Annotated in this window: 15 protein-coding genes; 8 read left to right on the top strand and 7 right to left on the bottom strand. The window is 39.8% G+C overall.

All coding sequences use genetic code 11. The features are described 5' to 3' along the window. The first annotated feature begins 7 nt into the window (after nt 1-7). The 6 genes from OQX62_RS05085 to OQX62_RS05060 all read left to right on the top strand — a co-directional run bounded on the left by OQX62_RS05085 (nt 8) and on the right by OQX62_RS05060 (nt 8,132). Nucleotides 8-1,369 (top strand): sensor histidine kinase, encoded by a 1,362-nt coding sequence (locus tag OQX62_RS05085; protein ID WP_265830329.1) that lies wholly within the window; start codon nt 8-10, stop codon nt 1,367-1,369. Between the two features lie 68 nt (nt 1,370-1,437). Then, a complete protein-coding gene (locus OQX62_RS05080) occupies nt 1,438-2,727 on the top strand; it encodes a TolC family protein (RefSeq protein WP_265830328.1) in 1,290 nt (429 codons plus the stop codon). A gap of 8 nt (nt 2,728-2,735) precedes the next feature. Further along, nucleotides 2,736-3,839, top strand: a complete 1,104-nt coding sequence (locus OQX62_RS05075; RefSeq protein WP_265830327.1) for an efflux RND transporter periplasmic adaptor subunit — start codon at nt 2,736-2,738, stop codon at nt 3,837-3,839. A gap of 28 nt (nt 3,840-3,867) precedes the next feature. Continuing rightward, entirely contained in the window at nt 3,868-7,017 is a 3,150-nt protein-coding gene (locus OQX62_RS05070; RefSeq protein ID WP_265830326.1) for an efflux RND transporter permease subunit, read from the top strand. 177 nt (nt 7,018-7,194) lie between these two features. Next, entirely contained in the window at nt 7,195-7,437 is a 243-nt protein-coding gene (locus OQX62_RS05065) for a hypothetical protein (RefSeq protein ID WP_265830325.1), read from the top strand. 5 nt (nt 7,438-7,442) lie between these two features. After that, the gene (locus OQX62_RS05060) at nt 7,443-8,132 is read left to right on the top strand and encodes a YgaP-like transmembrane domain (protein ID WP_265830324.1); all 690 of its coding nucleotides are present in this window, start codon (nt 7,443-7,445) and stop codon (nt 8,130-8,132) included. Nucleotides 8,133-8,137: 5 nt separating this feature from the next. Here OQX62_RS05060 and OQX62_RS05055 read toward each other — a convergent pair whose 3' ends face one another. Further along, nucleotides 8,138-8,614, bottom strand: coding sequence for a DUF5362 family protein (locus OQX62_RS05055; RefSeq protein ID WP_265830323.1), 477 nt, complete (start codon nt 8,612-8,614; stop codon nt 8,138-8,140). A 127-nt stretch (nt 8,615-8,741) separates the two neighbouring features. Between OQX62_RS05055 and ychF the strand changes: the two genes are divergently transcribed. Beyond that, a complete protein-coding gene (ychF, locus tag OQX62_RS05050; RefSeq protein WP_265830322.1) occupies nt 8,742-9,836 on the top strand; it encodes a redox-regulated ATPase YchF in 1,095 nt (364 codons plus the stop codon). 408 nt (nt 9,837-10,244) lie between these two features. After that, nucleotides 10,245-10,643, top strand: coding sequence for a hypothetical protein (locus OQX62_RS05045; protein ID WP_265830321.1), 399 nt, complete (start codon nt 10,245-10,247; stop codon nt 10,641-10,643). Here OQX62_RS05045 and OQX62_RS05040 read toward each other — a convergent pair. The 6 genes from OQX62_RS05040 to OQX62_RS05015 all read right to left on the bottom strand — a co-directional run bounded on the left by OQX62_RS05040 (nt 10,640) and on the right by OQX62_RS05015 (nt 17,606). Continuing rightward, nucleotides 10,640-10,885, bottom strand: a complete 246-nt coding sequence (locus OQX62_RS05040; protein WP_265830320.1) for a hypothetical protein — start codon at nt 10,883-10,885, stop codon at nt 10,640-10,642. The genes OQX62_RS05045 and OQX62_RS05040 overlap by 4 nt on opposite strands. 11 nt (nt 10,886-10,896) lie before the next feature. Beyond that, nucleotides 10,897-11,562, bottom strand: coding sequence for a hypothetical protein (locus tag OQX62_RS05035; protein WP_265830319.1), 666 nt, complete (start codon nt 11,560-11,562; stop codon nt 10,897-10,899). A 514-nt stretch (nt 11,563-12,076) separates the two neighbouring features. After that, nucleotides 12,077-12,829 (bottom strand): IS21-like element helper ATPase IstB, encoded by a 753-nt coding sequence (gene istB, locus OQX62_RS05030; RefSeq protein WP_265830318.1) that lies wholly within the window; start codon nt 12,827-12,829, stop codon nt 12,077-12,079. Nucleotides 12,830-12,849: 20 nt separating this feature from the next. Beyond that, complete coding sequence (gene istA / locus OQX62_RS05025; RefSeq protein WP_265830317.1) at nt 12,850-14,400, bottom strand: IS21 family transposase; 1,551 nt, start codon at nt 14,398-14,400, stop codon at nt 12,850-12,852. A gap of 363 nt (nt 14,401-14,763) precedes the next feature. Continuing rightward, nucleotides 14,764-15,540, bottom strand: a complete 777-nt coding sequence (locus tag OQX62_RS05020; protein WP_265830316.1) for a restriction endonuclease — start codon at nt 15,538-15,540, stop codon at nt 14,764-14,766. A gap of 5 nt (nt 15,541-15,545) precedes the next feature. Further along, the gene (locus OQX62_RS05015) at nt 15,546-17,606 is read right to left on the bottom strand and encodes a hypothetical protein (RefSeq protein WP_265830315.1); all 2,061 of its coding nucleotides are present in this window, start codon (nt 17,604-17,606) and stop codon (nt 15,546-15,548) included. Nucleotides 17,607-17,652 lie beyond the last annotated feature (46 nt).

The raw sequence follows: 17,652 nt of genomic DNA, 5'->3' as shown, positions 1-17,652 counted from the left end.
GCTGCCGATGAAAATTAAAGACCGCCTGGCCTTATATTTTACGCTGATCAGTACCTTTACACTGCTGGCTGTTTTGATCGTGGTCTATTTTGCCTTCCAGAAAGTAATGGAATCGGAGTTTTTTGACCGGCTGACTGACCGGACGATGGTGACGGCGAAGCTCTATTTAAAAGCAGATGAAATCTCGACTGACGCACTTGATGCCGTAAGGGCACAATACCTGGAGCGGTTAAATGGAGAAGTCATACGGATTTACAATGAACGCAACAATGCCACATTTATAGGTGATGATGAACAATTCTGGACCAATGAGACGATCAATAAGGTTCGCCAGGAAGGTAAAGCCAGGTTCAAAGACGGAGAGAGGCAGGTTGTAGGCATCTTTTATAAAGATAACCAGGGCGACTTTGTGATTATTGCCTCAGCTATAGACCATGGAACGACGGTCAGAGTACAGCAGTTACTCAAAGTAATGATCGTTGTATTTATCATTATTTTCATCGGATTACTGCTTTCTGCAAGATGGATAGCAGAAAGGATCCTCTCCCCACTCGATGTTTTCATTCAGCAGGTAAAATTGATTAAATCCAATAACCTCGATTTCCGTGTAGCAGAAGGGAAAAACAAAGATGAAATTACCCTGCTTGCCCAGAATTTCAACAACCTGATGGAGCATATGGAACATGCCTTTATCCTGCAAAAAACATTTGTGGCCAATGCCTCACATGAACTGAGAACACCCGTTACGCGGATGGTCATTGGTGCAGAAATCAGCCTCTCAAAAGAAAGGGAAACACAGGAATACAAACAGGCCTTACGTTCCATGCTGGAAGATGCCGAGAAACTGGACAACATTATCACCGGATTAGTTCATTTGGCACAGGCAGATCTCGAATATGGCGCGGCACAACTGGAGCAGGTCCGTATCGATGAAATGATCTGGCAGATGCAGGCAGAATGGAACCAGAAAAAAGGGAGTAACAAACTAACGGTAGAAATGAAAAATCTGCCTATGGATGAACAGTTGCTGACCCTGCAGGCCAACCCTACGCTTTTGCAGATTGCGCTGGACAATATCATCAGCAATGCCTTTAAATTTTCTGACAATCAGCAGGTGAGCTGCCTGCTTGACATTACGCCTCTTGGTATAGACATCACGATCAGTGACCAGGGCACAGGTATAGAGGCTTCAAAGCTGGAACAGATTTTCAAACCTTTCTACAGCTCTTCAATAAAGGTAGAACATGCCGGCAATGGTATGGGGTTATATATGGCACATAAAATCATCACGCTTTTTGGCGGAAAGATCACTGTAACGTCATCTAATGCTTCGGGAACCACATTTCTCGTTCAATTCCATTCATTTTAACCACTTTTTAATTCGCCTTTAATTCACCTTTAATTTCGCCAGATTAGATTTGTTTAAACATTAAACAGATGGCGACCAACAAATTAAAACTCTTTATATTATTTACCGGATTTGTCCTGCCAGGCTTAACCAACAATGCAGCAGCCCAGTCTACTGACACGTTAAAACTCAGCCTCCCTGTAGCAGAACAGCTTTTTATCAGGAACAATTACCAGTTAATTGCCCAAAACTATCAGACAGATCAGGCAAAGGCAGATATCATCACAGCAAGATTATTTGATAATCCGGAGCTTGAAGCAGAAACGCAGTTATATAATAGTGAAACAAAAAGGTTTTTTGAAACTTCCAGAACTCAGGGACAATATTCGGCCTCCATCTCACAACTGATCAAACTGGCTGGGAAGCGCAACAAAAATATTCAACTGGCTACTGCCGGGGTAAAGCTGAATGAATACCAATATTTTGACCTGATGCGTACCCTGAGGTATAATCTGAGATCCAATTTCTATAAAACCTATTACGCGCAGCAAAGTGCAAAAGTATACGAAGAGCAGATCAACTCGCTGAAAAAACTACTTGCTGCATCAGAAGAACAGCTGAAAGCCGGAAACATTGCCATGAAAGATATGATCAGGATCAAATCATTGCTCTACAGTCTCCAGACCGAATACAATAACCTGGAGAATGACATCGAGGATAGGGAAACTGACCTGAAACTGATGACCAATGTAAAGCCAGATGCGAACCTGCAGCTGGTCATGGATCCTTCCGAAGAACAGAACTACCAGCTCAGCAAATCTGTCTATGTTAACCTGCTGGATTCTGCCCGTAACAATCGTGCAGACCTGAAAATGAGTCAGGCAGGAATTACCTATGCAGAGAAAAACCTGACACTTCAAAAAGCAATGGCCGTACCGGATGTACAGTTTTCACTTCTTTATGATCTCCAGGGCAGTTATCCCAACAACTATGTTGGTCTGGGTATGCATATTCCAATCCCTTTATTTAACAGAAACCAGGGCGAGATCAAAAAAGCAAAAGTTGCCATTGATGCCGGCAGGAACATGCTGAACCAACAGGAATCCACACTGGAAAATGAAGTATTTAACAGTTATCAATCGGCATTAAGAACAGAGCGCTTATATGATGGCTTCGATAAAAACTTTAATTCCGACTTCGATAAACTGATTGGCGAAGTGGTAAAGAATTTTAAAAACAGGAACATGAGTTTGATTGAGTTTATGGATTTCTATGACTCTTATAAACAGAATACGCTGCAGATGAATGACCTGAAATATCAGCGGATGAACGCTAAAGAAGAGATGAATTACGTGACTGGCTCTACCATATTTAAATAATACAAGACATGCAAACCCAATTGAACAACCTCAGTAAGCTTATGCTGAGCCTGCTGACTGCTGCCCTACTCTTACAAAGCTGCTCGGAGCAAAAAACCGAACCGCCAAAAGATGATAAATTTCTAATTACAGACTCATTGATCAGCAGGTTGATGATAGATACGGTAAAAAGTCCGAATAATGAATCTGACCTGAGCTTCTCCGCCAAAATTGCCCCCAATGAGGAGACCACCGCAAAAATATTTCCGATGGTTAGTGGAAATGTACGTGCTGTACCTGTAAAATTAGGCGACAGGGTGAGTAAAGGACAGGTACTGGCCACTATGGGCAGTCCGGAAATGGCTAATTATGATAAAGAAGCCATCAGCTCCTCTGCAGAACTCAGAAATGCAGCAAGAAGTCTGAAGGTGGCCGAAGACATGTTCAAAAGTGGGCTGTCATCCGCCAGAGATTTAGAAGAAGCAAAAAATGATTATCTCGTTAAACAGGCAGAAGATAAACGCAGCAGGGCTGTACTGAACCTTAACGGTGGCAGCACTAACGGAACTTATACTTTAAGATCGCCTATTGCTGGTTTCGTCATTGATAAAAACGTAAACAGTAACATGCAATTGCGTGCAGACAACAATGAGGCTTTATTCACCGTTGCAGATTTATCTACTGTCTGGGCGCTTATTAATATTTACGAATCAGACATTTCCAGCATTCAGCAGGGCGATCCGGTAAAGATCTCCATCCTCTCCTACCCTGATAAAGTTTTCAGCGGGAAAATTGATAAGATATATAATGTGCTTGATCCCGACAGCAAGGTGATGAACGCCAGGGTAAACATTCCAAACCCGGGTTACCTGCTGAAACCAGGCATGATGGCTACTGTACAGATCACGGCTAAGTCTGATAACGTTTTGCCATCAATCAATGCAGATGATATCATTTTTGACGAAGATAAAAGTTATGTGCTCGTTTTGGATAAAGTGAAAAAAGTACGGATACAGGAAGTGGAAGTCGGCCGGAAATCTGGCAGCAAAGCCTACATCAGTAAAGGTTTGCAGGCGGGCGACCGTGTCATTGCTTCCAAAACCGTATTCATTTACCAAAGTCTCAAAGACTAATTTTCAGGAATCTCTTTAAAACATCAAAATGAACAAGTTCATTAAGTCTATCATAGGATTCGCCTTAAAAAACAAGTATTTCGTATTCTTCGCCACCTTCATTATGGTGATAGCAGGATATATCAGTTTCAAAAATACGACCATAGAGGCATTCCCGGACGTAACCAATACCAATATCACCATCATCACCCAATGGCCCGGAAGAAGTGCCGAGGAGGTAGAGAAATTTGTGACGCGACCACTGGAAATCGCGATGAACCCGACAGAGAAAAAAACAAGTATCCGTTCTTCGTCTTTGTTCGGACTTTCAATTGTGAAAATCACCTTTGATGACGATGTAGATTATGCCTTCGCCAGGGTGCAGGTCAACAATCATATTGATGATGCAGATATTCCTGCCGGAGTAACCCCGGGCATTCAGCCTTCATCTGGTCCCACTGGTGAGATTTTCCGTTATACCCTCCAAAGCGATAAAAAATCCATCAGGGAACTGAAAACCCTGCAGGACTGGGTAGTGGAAAGGGAGTTACTCTCTGTACCGGGCGTAGCCGATGTGGTAAGTTTTGGCGGTGAGGTAAAAACCTATCAGATCACCATAGATCCGCAGAAATCTATACAATATGGCGTAACCGCGAAGGAAGCCTATGATGCCGTTTCCAAAAGTAACATCAACGTCGGTGGTGATGTCATAGAGCAGGCAGGTCAAGCCTATGTAGTGCGCGGAATTGGGGTATTGAATAACATTGAAGAGATCAGGAACGTCATCGTAGAAAACGTAAACGGAACCCCTGTTTATGTAAAAACTATCGGAGAGGTTACTGAAGCAGCTTTACCAAGACTGGGACAGGTAGGAAGGGATAACGATCCTGACGTAGTGGAAGGTATCGTAGTGATGCGTAAAGGTGAAAATCCAAGCGAGGTACTCACCAGCCTGAAAGCAAAAATAAAAGAGATCAATGATAACATCCTGCCCGGGGATGTGAAGATCAATACTTTCTACGACAGGGAAAACCTGGTGGATTATGCCATACATACGGTAATGCATAACATGATGGAAGGGATTATCTTCGTTACCGTGATTGTGTTTCTCTTTATGGCCGACTGGAGAACAACGGTTATCGTTTCCATCATTATTCCACTCGCTTTACTCTTTGCCTTCATCTGCCTGAAATTAAAAGGGATGTCTGCCAACTTACTCTCGATGGGGGCGATAGATTTTGGAATTATCATCGACGGGGCCGTCGTGATGGTCGAAGGAATTTTTGTGGCGCTCGATCACCGTGCCCATAAGGACGGTATGGAGAAATTCAACAAACTCAGTAAACTCGGCATTATTAAAAGAGCCTGTTTAGAGAATGGTAAAGGTATCTTTTTTGCGAAGCTGATCATTGTAACCGGTTTGCTGCCCATCTTTACTTTTCAGAAAGTAGAAGGAAAAATGTTCTCTCCACTGGCCTGGACATTAAGCTTCGCCTTATTAGGTGCGTTGATCCTTACCTTCACTCTTGTACCCGCACTTGCGAGTGTATTATTGAATAAGAATGTAAAAGAAAAAGATAACTTCTTCCTGAGGGCAATTACCAATGGTACCGTTAGGTTTTATAATGCCTGTTTCAAATCAAGAAAGATCGTTTTCCCCATTGCATTGGTGATCCTTATCGGCGGACTCTTCAGTTTCAAATTTCTTGGAACAGAATTCCTGCCTACCCTTGATGAAGGATCCATTTATGTAAGAGCCAGTGCACCACTCAGCATCTCTTTGAGTGAGACCAAAAAGTTATCAAATGAGATCCGTAAGATCTTCCTTCACTTTGACGAAGTCAAACAAGTGGTTTCACAGACCGGAAGACCCAATGACGGAACAGATGCTACCGGCTTCTATAATATGGAGTTCCTGGTAGATATCTATCCTAAAGACGAGTGGAAACGCCATGAAAGCAAAGAGCAGCTGATTGAGCGCATGCAGGAAAAGCTGAAAGGTTATCCCGGCATCAGCCTTAACTTCTCACAGCCGATTTCAGATAATGTGGAAGAGGCCGTATCAGGCGTAAAAGGATCTATTGTGGTAAAAATGTTTGGAGAAGACTTCAAATACATTGAAGATAAAGAGGAGAAAATAGAAGCTATCCTTAAGACTGTACCCGGTATCGAGGACTTAGGTATCCTGAGAAACCTGGGTCAGCCAGAACTTCAGATCAACCTGGATCAGACCAAGATGGCCCTTTATGGGGTAACCGCAGAAGATGCCAACGCTGTAATTGAGATGGCCATTGGCGGTAAATCTGCCACGCAGATCTTTGAAGGAGAGCGTAAATTTGACCTGAGGATAAGATATCCCGATTCTTTCAGACAAAATGAGGAGTCGATCGGTAACCTGAGGATTCAAAGCATCTCCGGTGCGAAAGTGCCTCTGAGCGAGATTTCAACCATTAAAAAAGTAACCGGTCCCAGTATCATCTACCGCGACAAACATGAGCGCTATGGCGCCATCAAATTCTCTATCAGGGGAAGAGATATGGGCAGTACCATTGCTGAGGCGCAGGCTAAAGTGAATGCCGCCATCAAACTCCCTAAAGATTACAAACTGCAGTGGGCAGGAGATTTTGAAAACCAGCAAAGGGCTACAGCAAGGTTATCCCAGGCTGTACCTATCAGTTTATTGCTGATCTTCTTTATCCTCTTTGTACTGTTCGGAAATATTAAAGATTCACTCCTGGTATTGAACAACGTACCATTTGCGATGGTTGGCGGGGTACTTGCCCTGCTCATTGCCCATGTGAACTTTAACATCTCCGCAGGGATCGGCTTCATTGCTTTGTTTGGGATTTGCGTGCAGAACGGTGTGATTTTACTCACCAAGTTCAAAACCAATATCGCCGAGTTGAAATACCATCCTACCTGGACGTTTTCTGACGCACTAAAAGATGGTATAGCCACCAGGTTACGTCCCGTGATTATGACAGCCATGATGGCGGCAATAGGTTTAATGCCCGCGGCTTTGTCAACCGGCATAGGTTCTGAAGCCTCAAAACCTTTAGCTATCGTAGTCATAGGCGGATTAATTACCAATACATTATTCAGTTTGTTTGTCTATCCAATCGTATTTTACTGGGCTTACCAGAAGAAAGCGAAACAACTTACAGACACCAGGGATTTGGCAAGAACAACACACCTATAGTTATTGCTTGGTTAGGGTTGTGTTTGCAGCGGCGGCGAAGATTGGCAGGTTTTCAGTCGTTGCTGACAAACACTAGGAAGGGGATTCGCGAAAGCGGCCCCTTTTTATTTGCCTTGTCATTCCAAGATTATTAAAACAGTGTCGCCCATGAACTGTTATTAAAGAAACAACGAAAACATGGCAGATTTAGAACTACATAACCCGGAATTTAAAATCACTGTTTCCCTTAGCGGAGCGGAAAAAACGATCACTGTTAAACCAGATGAAACCAGTGATGGTGTAGAATATTACATTTGTTTTTCAGGATCAGACAAGATTACACAGATCAGATTAGATGAAGATGGCACCTGGGATCAGATGTGGGGCGAACTTTCTCCTGAAGAGGTAAATGCTATCGGTTCAGCTATTCAGCAAAAATAAATGTTATGCAGACACATTCCAAACACCTGAAACTACATACACCCGAGCAAAAATTAGTGCGCCGTCAGTCAGCCAACCTGGGCCTGACTGAACGCTTTGTTTCCATATTTGCAGGGGGAATATTGTTAAGCAAAGGATTAAAAAATCCTTTTAAGTCCACCTTTTTATATGGTGCGTATTTAACCTACCGCGGATTTACAGGCAATTGCCTTGTGTATGAAGCTTTGGGTGTAGACAGCAGGAAACCACAGGCCATCAATGTACGCGGGGAGTTCATCATTGATAAACCCTGCTACGAAGTCTACAGCTACTGGCGTAACCTCAATAACCTGCCGAAAAGCATGAAACATCTCCTGGATGTAGAAGTGATAGATGAGCATTTATCCCACTGGAAAAGTAATGCACTGGGAAGTTTGTTACCTATCGACTGGAATTCAGAAATTGTAAAAGACGAACCCGGACGGTTAATCGGCTGGAGATCTGCAAGCGGTTCTGTTTTGCAGCATGTTGGAAGAGTAGAATTTGATGAAACTCCCGACGGAGCAGGTACCGTCTTAAAAATTGTTTTGTCCTACCATCCTCCTGTTGGTGGTGTAGGCATAGGTTTAGCCCGATTACTAAACCCATTATTTGAGTCGCTCCTCTCCAAAGAGATCAACTCTTTCAAAGAAAGAATCGAAGCTACCAGGCGTTAGTCTGATTAACGGCTGGCCAGCATCATAATCGATAAAAGTATCGTGACGATATAAAATACGATGAAAGCGATGGTCAGCACGCCAAAAAATTTGAAGAAAGATTTAAGTTTACTCATTGCGGCGGTCAGGCTTGCCTGATCGCCATATAATACGGCCTGATTGGCTGCAGAAGAAAATTTAAACAGCAGCAAGCTTGGATAAAACTGCAGAAAAGCAATCACTAAATAAATAGCGGTAATCCCTCCTGACCCAAGCTGTAGCAATGGATTATTCGGCATGGATGCCTGCAGTGAACCTAAAATTGCATCTACGCTAAATGCTGAAATGGCAATCAGTGCCGAGAAGATAAATCCTACTACCGAGAGAAACCTGCTCCATTTAGCAGTATCGTAAATATAGCTGCGTATATCTTCTGAAACCATTAAAGTTACTGGTTCTTCGTTTTCCAGCAGTTCAGGTTTAGTTTCCTCAAAGTTTTCCATAACGGCGTATTGTCAGTTTTTTTTAATTTTCTAAACATAGAGAATATTTGCGTGTGGCACAAGTTTATTCTGTCAGGGATTTAAAAAAATTGATACCTTTGCGCCAAATAAAGAAAAAAAATCATTCATGGCATTACAATGTGGTATAGTCGGTTTACCAAATGTTGGAAAATCCACCTTATTTAACTGTTTATCTAACGCAAAAGCTCAGGCAGCTAACTTTCCTTTCTGCACAATTGAACCTAATATTGGTGTAATTACTGTACCGGATGAAAGGTTAACAAAACTTGCAGCACTGGTTAATCCTAACCGCGTTGTTCCAAATACAATTGAGATCGTAGACATTGCCGGTTTGGTAAAAGGTGCATCCAAAGGTGAAGGCTTAGGCAATCAGTTTTTAGGAAACATCAGAGCTACCAATGCAATTATACACGTTTTACGTTGCTTCGACGATGGAAACGTGATCCACGTAGATGGTTCGGTTGACCCTATCCGTGATAAAGAAATTATAGACACAGAATTACAGCTTAAAGATTTGGATACTGTTGAGAAACGTATTCAAAAAGTGGAAAAGCTGGCTAAAACTGATAAAGAAGCAAAAAGAACATTCGAGATTTTAAGCGTGATCAAACCTCACCTGGAAAGCGGAAAATCTGTACGTTCAGCAGCTTTGAATGCGGAGGATTTTGAGTTTATTGAAGGTTTAGGACTATTAACACAAAAACCAGTCATGTACGTGTGTAACGTAGATGAAAATTCAGTGATTAACGGTAATGCATATGTTGACCTGGTAAAGGAAAATGTAAAAGGCGAAAATGCAGAGGTATTAATTATCTCCGCTAAAATTGAGTCTGAAATTGCTGAACTGGACAGTTATGAAGAGCGTCAGGAATTTTTATCTGACCTGGGCTTAGCAGAATCTGGCGTAAACAAATTAATTGTTGCAGCTTACCGTTTATTGGACCTGTTCACCTACTTTACTTCAGGCGTGCAGGAAGTAAGAGCATGGACAATCACTAAAGGCTTTACAGCCCCTCAGGCAGCTGGAGTAATTCACACCGACTTTGAAAAAGGTTTTATCCGTGCAGAGGTAATTAAATACAATGACTTCATTACATTAGGTTCTGAGAATGCCTGTAAAGAAGCTGGTAAATTATCAGTTGAAGGCAAGACTTACGTAGTTGAGGATGGTGACATTATGCACTTCCGTTTCAACGTTTAAGCACTTAAAAATAGTTTATAAAGCCGTGATTATGCATTTTGCACATCACGGCTTTTTTGTGTTTAAACGGATTTTGCATCTTTACCCGACTATCACTTAATAATTAAATAGATTTAGCAATTACCTTATAGCTATTATCTGTAATTATTTTAATATATTACTATATTTTAAAAGAAATTTATATTAGATTTGATCCTATCATATGTTGATATATGAATTGTTAGGATTATAAAAAGATATTGCGTCGCAAAGATACTCGCTTAAGGAAACTGGTAATTTCAAAGGAAACGAGGGGACAATTGCAATGCTCACGCTTTTGGCGTGAGCTTGTATGTTCGTTTCTGAGTTACCAGTACCTGAGCGGAACAGCCGCAATTCCTTTTTTAACAGGATAATGTTTAAAAAGCAATGAATTATACTTTCAACATCGAGAAAGAACTAGAGCTTTCCGGCTTTAGCATGCGGAATATTACTGATGCTGAGGCAATTTTCGTGGCAGCATATGAGAAATTATACGCGAATGACTCCGGCGTAAGCCTGTCTGCAATGGAAAAAACTTCCTTCGTCCCCCTTAAATCTGTAGCGGCTGATAAAGAGACACTGCAGGAAATATTTGCATTCTCCGTCATATTTGAACTGTTTCCCTACCAGATGAGGCTGGTTGTCAGAAAACCTAATTTAAGCACTGGCGGCAGGAAAACAAAAAAGATGTACCTGATTGAGAACGATCGGGAAATGAGCCTGATCGATTTTGATGAAATAGCAGCAAGATTAAGTCTTAACGACCTGAACAAAAAACACGATTAATCTTTCTCAGCCATTTGAGAGACGCAGGATTCTACATATTCTCCTATTTTTTTGGCAATAGGTTTCAACACATTGTACTCTGTTTTCCACTTCACTATACTCCCCCCTTCTGCAACCGGTCGGATTGATCCCATGAAATTTGCATCTTCAAACACCCGATAATCTGTACCTTCAACAGGTTTAAGAATTAATAATTTCCTCGGTTGTCCCCTGTATTCGTATTCGTAAATAAACTGGTGCATGGTTGTTCAAATTAGTTTTCCGGGCTAAAGGTAAGGTTTGCAAATTCACCACCTGAGTTATTCCCAACAAAAAATCCAATCATCCCCTCTTTATGTTTGCTTAACTTTTTAACAGATAAACTGGATTCTCTATTGCCGTTCACATAAACTTTCACTTCGGTCTCCGTAAGCACCACTAATACATGGAACCATTTTTCAGGATCAGGAGAAGCATGGACAGCATGCTCATACTTTCCCGGGAAACTATCCCGAAGTATTTCCCAGTCATATTTTGGCAGTGAGATGTACTGAACACTATGTGCCTTTTTCAAAGAATCAGGCGAAAGGAAATTGAAAGGTCTGAAATAAACAGCATCAAAAATCTTATTGTTTACTCCCTGGAAGGCAAGTCCCACAAAACTGCCTTGTGGTTTATCATTACCCTTTACATCGAATTCGATGCTACCCGTATAAAACTTTGTCCCGGGGATCCATGCCAAACCATAGTCAGCCGCTTCATTAAAGTTGATACCATTATACTCAGATTCAACAAGTGACGTTATCTTCCTATTGTATAAGGGCATTTTATTCTCTGACACTAGCTTCTTTAAATCAAGTATAGTTTTGAGGTCCTGAGCAGAACAAATTGAAAATGGCAGGACAAAAAGTACAATCAGAAGTCTCATTTTTCTATTCATAACTGAAATTTAAACATTTCAGGAATGTTTACTAGATGAAACACTGTTAAATAATGTTAAAAACGGAAGTTTTGTTAAAATAAAGTCACAAAAGCTTAGTGTATTTTTTACACTCTATTTTTTTTTATTACATTTGTATTGTCAATGCGAGAGCAACTAATAACTACTCCGCATTTAAACAAAGATAATTATCGTTCATCAAGCTTCAATCTTGAACTTGAGAAATAAAGGAAAACCCGTTCATACAGGTTTATATTTGGTTAGAATAGGGATGTGTCTGGATGGAACAACCCTTTCTTTTTTTTATAGCCTTTTGTAAACTGGAATTCAGACTCTTAGGAGTGACTTAAGGGACATGTGGTTTATAATCTGTTATTTATTTATATGTTAGTAATGTGTATATTCCGGTGAAACTGACCACTTCATTCCGTGGCAAAGTGACCAGCTATTTTGCTGGCGAAGCCTTTTAGGACAGCCTCAGTAAAAGTGGGTTAAACATAATTATTTTTTGCTATTATTGGTAGTTATTTTCTATAAGAACTTGCTGTTTTTTCTTACGCAGCGATTCTCCCTTTAATTCAATTCTATTTGAGTCGTGAACAATTCTATCAAGAATAGCATCGGCTACAGTTTTTTCCCCAATTATCTCATGCCACTTGCTTACAGGCAGTTGGGAGGTAATAATTAAAGAGGTCTTTCCGTGGCGGTCTTCTATGATTTCCATGAGTGCGGCCCGACTTTGCGCATCAAAAGGTTGAATACCGAAATCGTCTAGAATCAGGAGTTGCTGTCGCTCTATCTTAGCAATTTCCTTCATGTAGGAGCCATCAGCTTTAGCGATCTTTAACTTAGCGAAAAGCTTAGGAGTACTGTGATAAATCACTTTATATCCCAATATACATGCCTGGTGTCCAATTGCTGATGCGATATAACTTTTACCAATGCCAGTGCTCCCTGTAATCAGCAGACATTCGCTACGTCCTATGAATTGGCAGTCTGCCAGACGCATAATTTGATTTCTGTCAATTCCACGTTCTGTATGGTAGGAGATATCCTCAATTGAAGCTTTATAGCGAAATTTGGCATAGAGCAACTGCCTCTCTATACGTCTGTTCTGTCGATCTTCCCACTCTGCTTCGATCAAATGGGCCAGAAATTCATCAGTAGAATATTGCTGGTTTGTCTGGGTTTCCAGACTTGCTTTAAAAGCGTGGAACATGCCAAAGAATTTCATCCTGCGCATCTTCTCTAAAGTGTTTGTATTCATTTTATTTGGTTAAGTTGATATTATTGATAGTAGTTCTTTCCCCTGATATTGTCGTGTTCCGGCATTGGTAATTCCTTAGCTGAGGATTCATCATCACATTGATCCATGTTTTTCTCCAGAATATTCTGGATAGCTTTGTAACTATAGCTGCCAAAGCCAAGGCCCCTTCTGCAGGCATTGATCAAGCGTTCATGGCCTACTTTTTTTGACAGGCTGAGTATCCCTGCACAGGAACGGAAAGCTTGTTCGGGATGCTGTCTTCGATCCAGTATCTTAATGATAAAAGCTTTAACGTCATCATGAATGTCTTCTGCCCAGCAAATAAAACGTTCTGCTGACCATTCGCTCATGAATCGGTGCGTACTGGATAGATGCTCTTGATCGGTAGTGTAATTGTAAGGACTTTGACTTCGTTTATGGATAGCCACACGTTCATAATGATAGAAGATCTCTACCGTTGAGCGGCCATAGAGCAACTTAACTTTTAGACCAATGAGACGAAACGGAACGCTGTAATAGTGTTTATCTATGCTCAGGTGGACATGGCCATTTTTCATGACAGTTGCATAGTGTATCTTTTTGAGTTCATAAGGAAATAAGGGTAAGGGCTGAAGCGCAGTCCGTTCAATTTCTTCAAATTGAACCCTGCGACTGTAATTGCGTCCTTTGAGCAGTTGGTCATTATGCTTTTCCAAGGCGGACAAGATGGCTTGGTTTAAGTCTTTCAGCGAATGAAATACCTCTTTACCCAAAGGCGCATAGATACGGGTATAAATGATTTTAACCGCTCCCTCTACCAAAGCTTTGTCTTTAGGATGGTAGGCTCTGGCAGGTAAAATAGTAGTCCCATAATGATTGGCGAAGTCTTCAAAGGTTTCATTGAGCGATGGCTCATAACGATTGCTTTTCTGTACAGCAGCCTTTAAATTATCTGGAACAATTGCCCTGGGTACACCACCATAATAGTCAAGGGCATTGATACAGGCAGTGATCAATTCTTCTTTTTGTTGTGAAAATACTGCTTCAACATAGGTCAACTGGGAAGCACCCAGAATGGCTACAAAAATTTCTACCGGAGTAACAGTTCCATCATCAGGATTTTTAATGCGCATTTTTTCACCGGCAAAATCAATATAAAGTTTATCACCAACCTTATGTTCCAGGTGCACGACCGGGTTGACCTGAATATGCCAATGGTGGTAGTGGAAGCAAAATTGTGAAAGACTGTAACCTGAAGGGAATTTTTCGATGTATTCCCGCCAAAGAATTGTTCGGGTAACGCCTTTACGTTTAAGCTCTTTTTCCATGTAGGGAAAGAAGCTCAGCAAGTTTTTCATCCGCAGGGATACTTTTTCAACTTTGGCTTTCCCAAAAAGATCCTCCAGGGCCTGGTCGCTGAGCGTATTGATCTCTTTAAAGCTAAAACCGCTCTGCTCAAATGCTGCCAGATATTTTTTTACCGTATTTCGTGACACCCCACAACGCATAGAGATAGTGAGTTTACCGGTACCCTGGGTATACATGCGAATAATCTGACGAATTTTATTCATACTAAGTGATGTATTGGCCATGCTTTTTAAAATTGTTTAAATACAAATCTTAAAAAACAGGATCACTTTTACTAAAACCCCAGGTGGTCAGTTTCACCGGAAACTAATGGTCAATTTTTAACAGAATGACTGGTCAATTTCATCCGGAACTGGGTGGTCAATTATACCGGAATCTCCATATACATTCAGACAAGTTTCATTTTGAAATATTACGCATGTCCTGGAATTTATACAAATAAAGTACATCCTCAAGTATATATTATGCCGGAATTTCTTGAAACATGTTGATTTGAGTAAGATTTCCTTTGTTGTCGATTAATTAATTTTAATTAACCTGAGATTCTTTCGGAAGTGACGTCAAAACTCTATAAGACTTTAAGAACATTATAACCTAGAATAATCTGAACACCATCCTTTAACGTCATTAAAATCTTTTAAGGATAATTCATACTGAAGGGGTTTTACGAATCTTTTTGCATCATCGGTAAAGGTGGATGATGTAACTAAAATGGCTTGCGTATACCTTTCAGCACTTTTAACACCATATAAGCCTCGAACCAATTCAACACCTACTTTGAAATCTTCTTTATATTTTTTGCACTCAATAATGAACATTTGATGACCAAATGGACTGTTATAAACTGCTACTATATCTTTACCACCATCTCTGGTTTGAGGTGTTAATGTTACTTCGTAGCCCTTTTTCCTGAAAATTTCTGCTATCAATTCCTCAAATTTCCTATGATGCAACTGGTGAATAAATTCCGGATGTTTGGCTAAATATGAAATAAGTTCCTCATTTATTTCCTGTAAACTTATCTGCAATTCAATATTATTCTCCGCATCACCAGAAGAAAATAACAATGGATATATATCCTTTAAAGGATTATATTTACAAAACCCTTGGGCCCCGCCTCTATTAGTGTAGGGGTAATGAACCTTTCCTCTTGGTAACCTTGAGCCGATCGCTTTATCTTCGTTAATTTGCATGTGTTCCGCGCAAAGAAAAGGGCAACTATAATCCTGTTCATAGAAAGTTTCATTTGCAAATTCATAAAAATCATATAGAACGACCTCAACATTCGGGGACTTCTTGCAACCGTCAACTGAGCAAAGGGTTTCGTTGGTATAATTTATATGCTTAGGATAATTATCTATCATAGCTATTAGTGGCTAGGTAAACCTAATTTGTCAAATAACAGTCGATTTCTTGCTTTTGCATCTTTTAACAGTTTAACATACGATATGACTTCTATATATGCGTTGTATTTAGAGTGAAAATAGAAATATCCTAATCCGTCCGGAGTTTGGGTATAATTACGCTCATCAAGAATTTCTAAAAGGCTATTGTTAAAATCACAGATTATGTAGGCATAAAACGGAGTTCTATCTTTATCAATTTGAATAATCTTTCCTCGGCGATCAGTGGCCTTATTGTCTCTAATTGTGCTAATGTAGGACGTAACTTGATCTATTGGATTTTTCTTCTTATTTCTAGTATTATAATCATGCCTTTCAGGTCGCTTAAACTCCACTATCACGAATGAGTTATGAGGCGCGGTGTCATTTACGAAGGCGAAGCTTTCATTAAAAATTAACAAATCTGGTCTATCAAGGCTATCAAGACCAGGCAATACCTTAACCTCTTTAAAAGATTTGTCTGATGCCAAATATGAATGATATGATAATCGTTCGTCAATCAGCCATAAGTTTTGCTGTTCAAATGTAATCTCATCAGAATTACTTTTTAACGGAAAAAATATTTTATGAATTGTCTCTTCAGTATAATACTCAGTCTGGTCATCGACCCCGAGAAATTTGTCTAGTAGTTCAATAACAGATTTTCTGTGAACAATGTACTTAGCAAGACTTGCCTTCCCGATATCATTAAACTTTTCTATAAATTCATCATAAAGCTTCTTGTATTCATCACTGTCGGTAACAAAGTTCTGATTTAATACTTTTTCTCCTAATTCCTTTACCTCAATTTCTAAGTCAGATTGAACTTTGAATAATTCTATATTCAGCCTATTACCTGACAAATTCGGACTCATATTTCGAACAACATCAGGTTTATATTTCAGTAGCGTTTTATACTGTGGTGCATCAGATATTATATGATCGCTGTATTTTGTATATTTATCTTCTCTTACATTATTCAAATACACTTCAAGTACCGATTCTAGAGATTGAATTACTTTTTGACGAATACGATCCAAATTGGGCGGATCATTCACTAGATTTTGTAGTTCTGAACCTTCTGGAGTATCTGGAAAATCAAAGCTAGTACGTTCATTGTCAACATTTTCATCAAGAAACTTGCTAGTTACATATACTTGATATGTAAAATAAGCACCTGCTTCTTCCATAATCGAGTTGCCAAGATCTGGAATGTATTTAACAAGCTTCTCTTCCCTTACCACCCTATCATGTCCACAGTAATGGATTCGGTGACCTTTCTTTACGTCATAAAGCCGCAGTAGATGGATGTTGAATTCATCACCATAAAGATTGAACTTGCTCCCTTTAATAGCGGCTTTGAAAGATGTATTAAAAATACTGTTCAAGTCGATTTTAAAACCATTTATTTTTTCTATAATATCGATGCTTGGAGCTTTTTTGTTAAGATAATAGACTAAAAAATGATCAATTATCTTTTCACCAATATCATATAATGATTTTGGACAAGTCTCTTGGTATTCAGTGATAAAGCTATTTAATATTACTGATGTTCCTGTTTTTTTACTTGAAGAGTCGATTACTGTATGTTGAAAAATGCCCTTATCTTGAGGTTTAAATATAAATTCCCTTATCTGATTCGTTTTTGTTTCCTCATTTAAATAACTACTTTTAAAACTCAAACTTTTGAAAGCTTTCAAGCAGACGAACCTACCAATTCCTTTAGCTCCCCTTTCTATCTTATGGTCAGATTCTGCTGTTAAAAATGAATTAAAATTATCCAAATTGAGACCAATACCATTGTCTATAATCTCTATATCCTTTATCGGGTAGATGTCAACTTTTTCGCATTCCGCCAAAAGTTCTTCATTTCCTTGTCTAATTACATTAATTGAAATCTTTCCTGTTGATAATCCCTTGTCCTGGATGGCGTGAATAGAATTACTTAAGGTTTCAAATAAAGGCCACAGGGATTTGGCTTTGGGTAGTTTTGTGTTTCTTATTTTACCTGAAACATTTGTATGTAATTCTGGGAAGGATTCTGCCATAATTATATTATTAAGATTTTAATGCACTAATATCAATTTCCTCATT

This window comes from Pedobacter sp. MR2016-24 (assembly GCF_026239655.1).
GTDB lineage: Bacteria > Bacteroidota > Bacteroidia > Sphingobacteriales > Sphingobacteriaceae > Pedobacter.
This window is presented reverse-complemented; position numbering and strand designations above follow the sequence as displayed.

Coding starts and splice junctions, on each gene's coding strand:
- OQX62_RS05075 (WP_265830327.1), top strand. CDS start 2,736: ATGCAAACCCAATTGAACAACCTCAGTAAGCTTATGCTGAGCCTGCTG.
- OQX62_RS05055 (WP_265830323.1), bottom strand. CDS start 8,614: ATGGAAAACTTTGAGGAAACTAAACCTGAACTGCTGGAAAACGAAGAA.
- OQX62_RS05020 (WP_265830316.1), bottom strand. CDS start 15,540: ATGATAGATAATTATCCTAAGCATATAAATTATACCAACGAAACCCTT.
- OQX62_RS05085 (WP_265830329.1), top strand. CDS start 8: ATGAAAATTAAAGACCGCCTGGCCTTATATTTTACGCTGATCAGTACC.
- OQX62_RS05045 (WP_265830321.1), top strand. CDS start 10,245: ATGAATTATACTTTCAACATCGAGAAAGAACTAGAGCTTTCCGGCTTT.
- istB (WP_265830318.1), bottom strand. CDS start 12,829: ATGAATACAAACACTTTAGAGAAGATGCGCAGGATGAAATTCTTTGGC.
- OQX62_RS05040 (WP_265830320.1), bottom strand. CDS start 10,885: ATGCACCAGTTTATTTACGAATACGAATACAGGGGACAACCGAGGAAA.
- OQX62_RS05015 (WP_265830315.1), bottom strand. CDS start 17,606: ATGGCAGAATCCTTCCCAGAATTACATACAAATGTTTCAGGTAAAATA.
- ychF (WP_265830322.1), top strand. CDS start 8,742: ATGGCATTACAATGTGGTATAGTCGGTTTACCAAATGTTGGAAAATCC.
- OQX62_RS05035 (WP_265830319.1), bottom strand. CDS start 11,562: ATGAATAGAAAAATGAGACTTCTGATTGTACTTTTTGTCCTGCCATTT.
- OQX62_RS05080 (WP_265830328.1), top strand. CDS start 1,438: ATGGCGACCAACAAATTAAAACTCTTTATATTATTTACCGGATTTGTC.
- istA (WP_265830317.1), bottom strand. CDS start 14,400: ATGGCCAATACATCACTTAGTATGAATAAAATTCGTCAGATTATTCGC.
- OQX62_RS05065 (WP_265830325.1), top strand. CDS start 7,195: ATGGCAGATTTAGAACTACATAACCCGGAATTTAAAATCACTGTTTCC.
- OQX62_RS05070 (WP_265830326.1), top strand. CDS start 3,868: ATGAACAAGTTCATTAAGTCTATCATAGGATTCGCCTTAAAAAACAAG.
- OQX62_RS05060 (WP_265830324.1), top strand. CDS start 7,443: ATGCAGACACATTCCAAACACCTGAAACTACATACACCCGAGCAAAAA.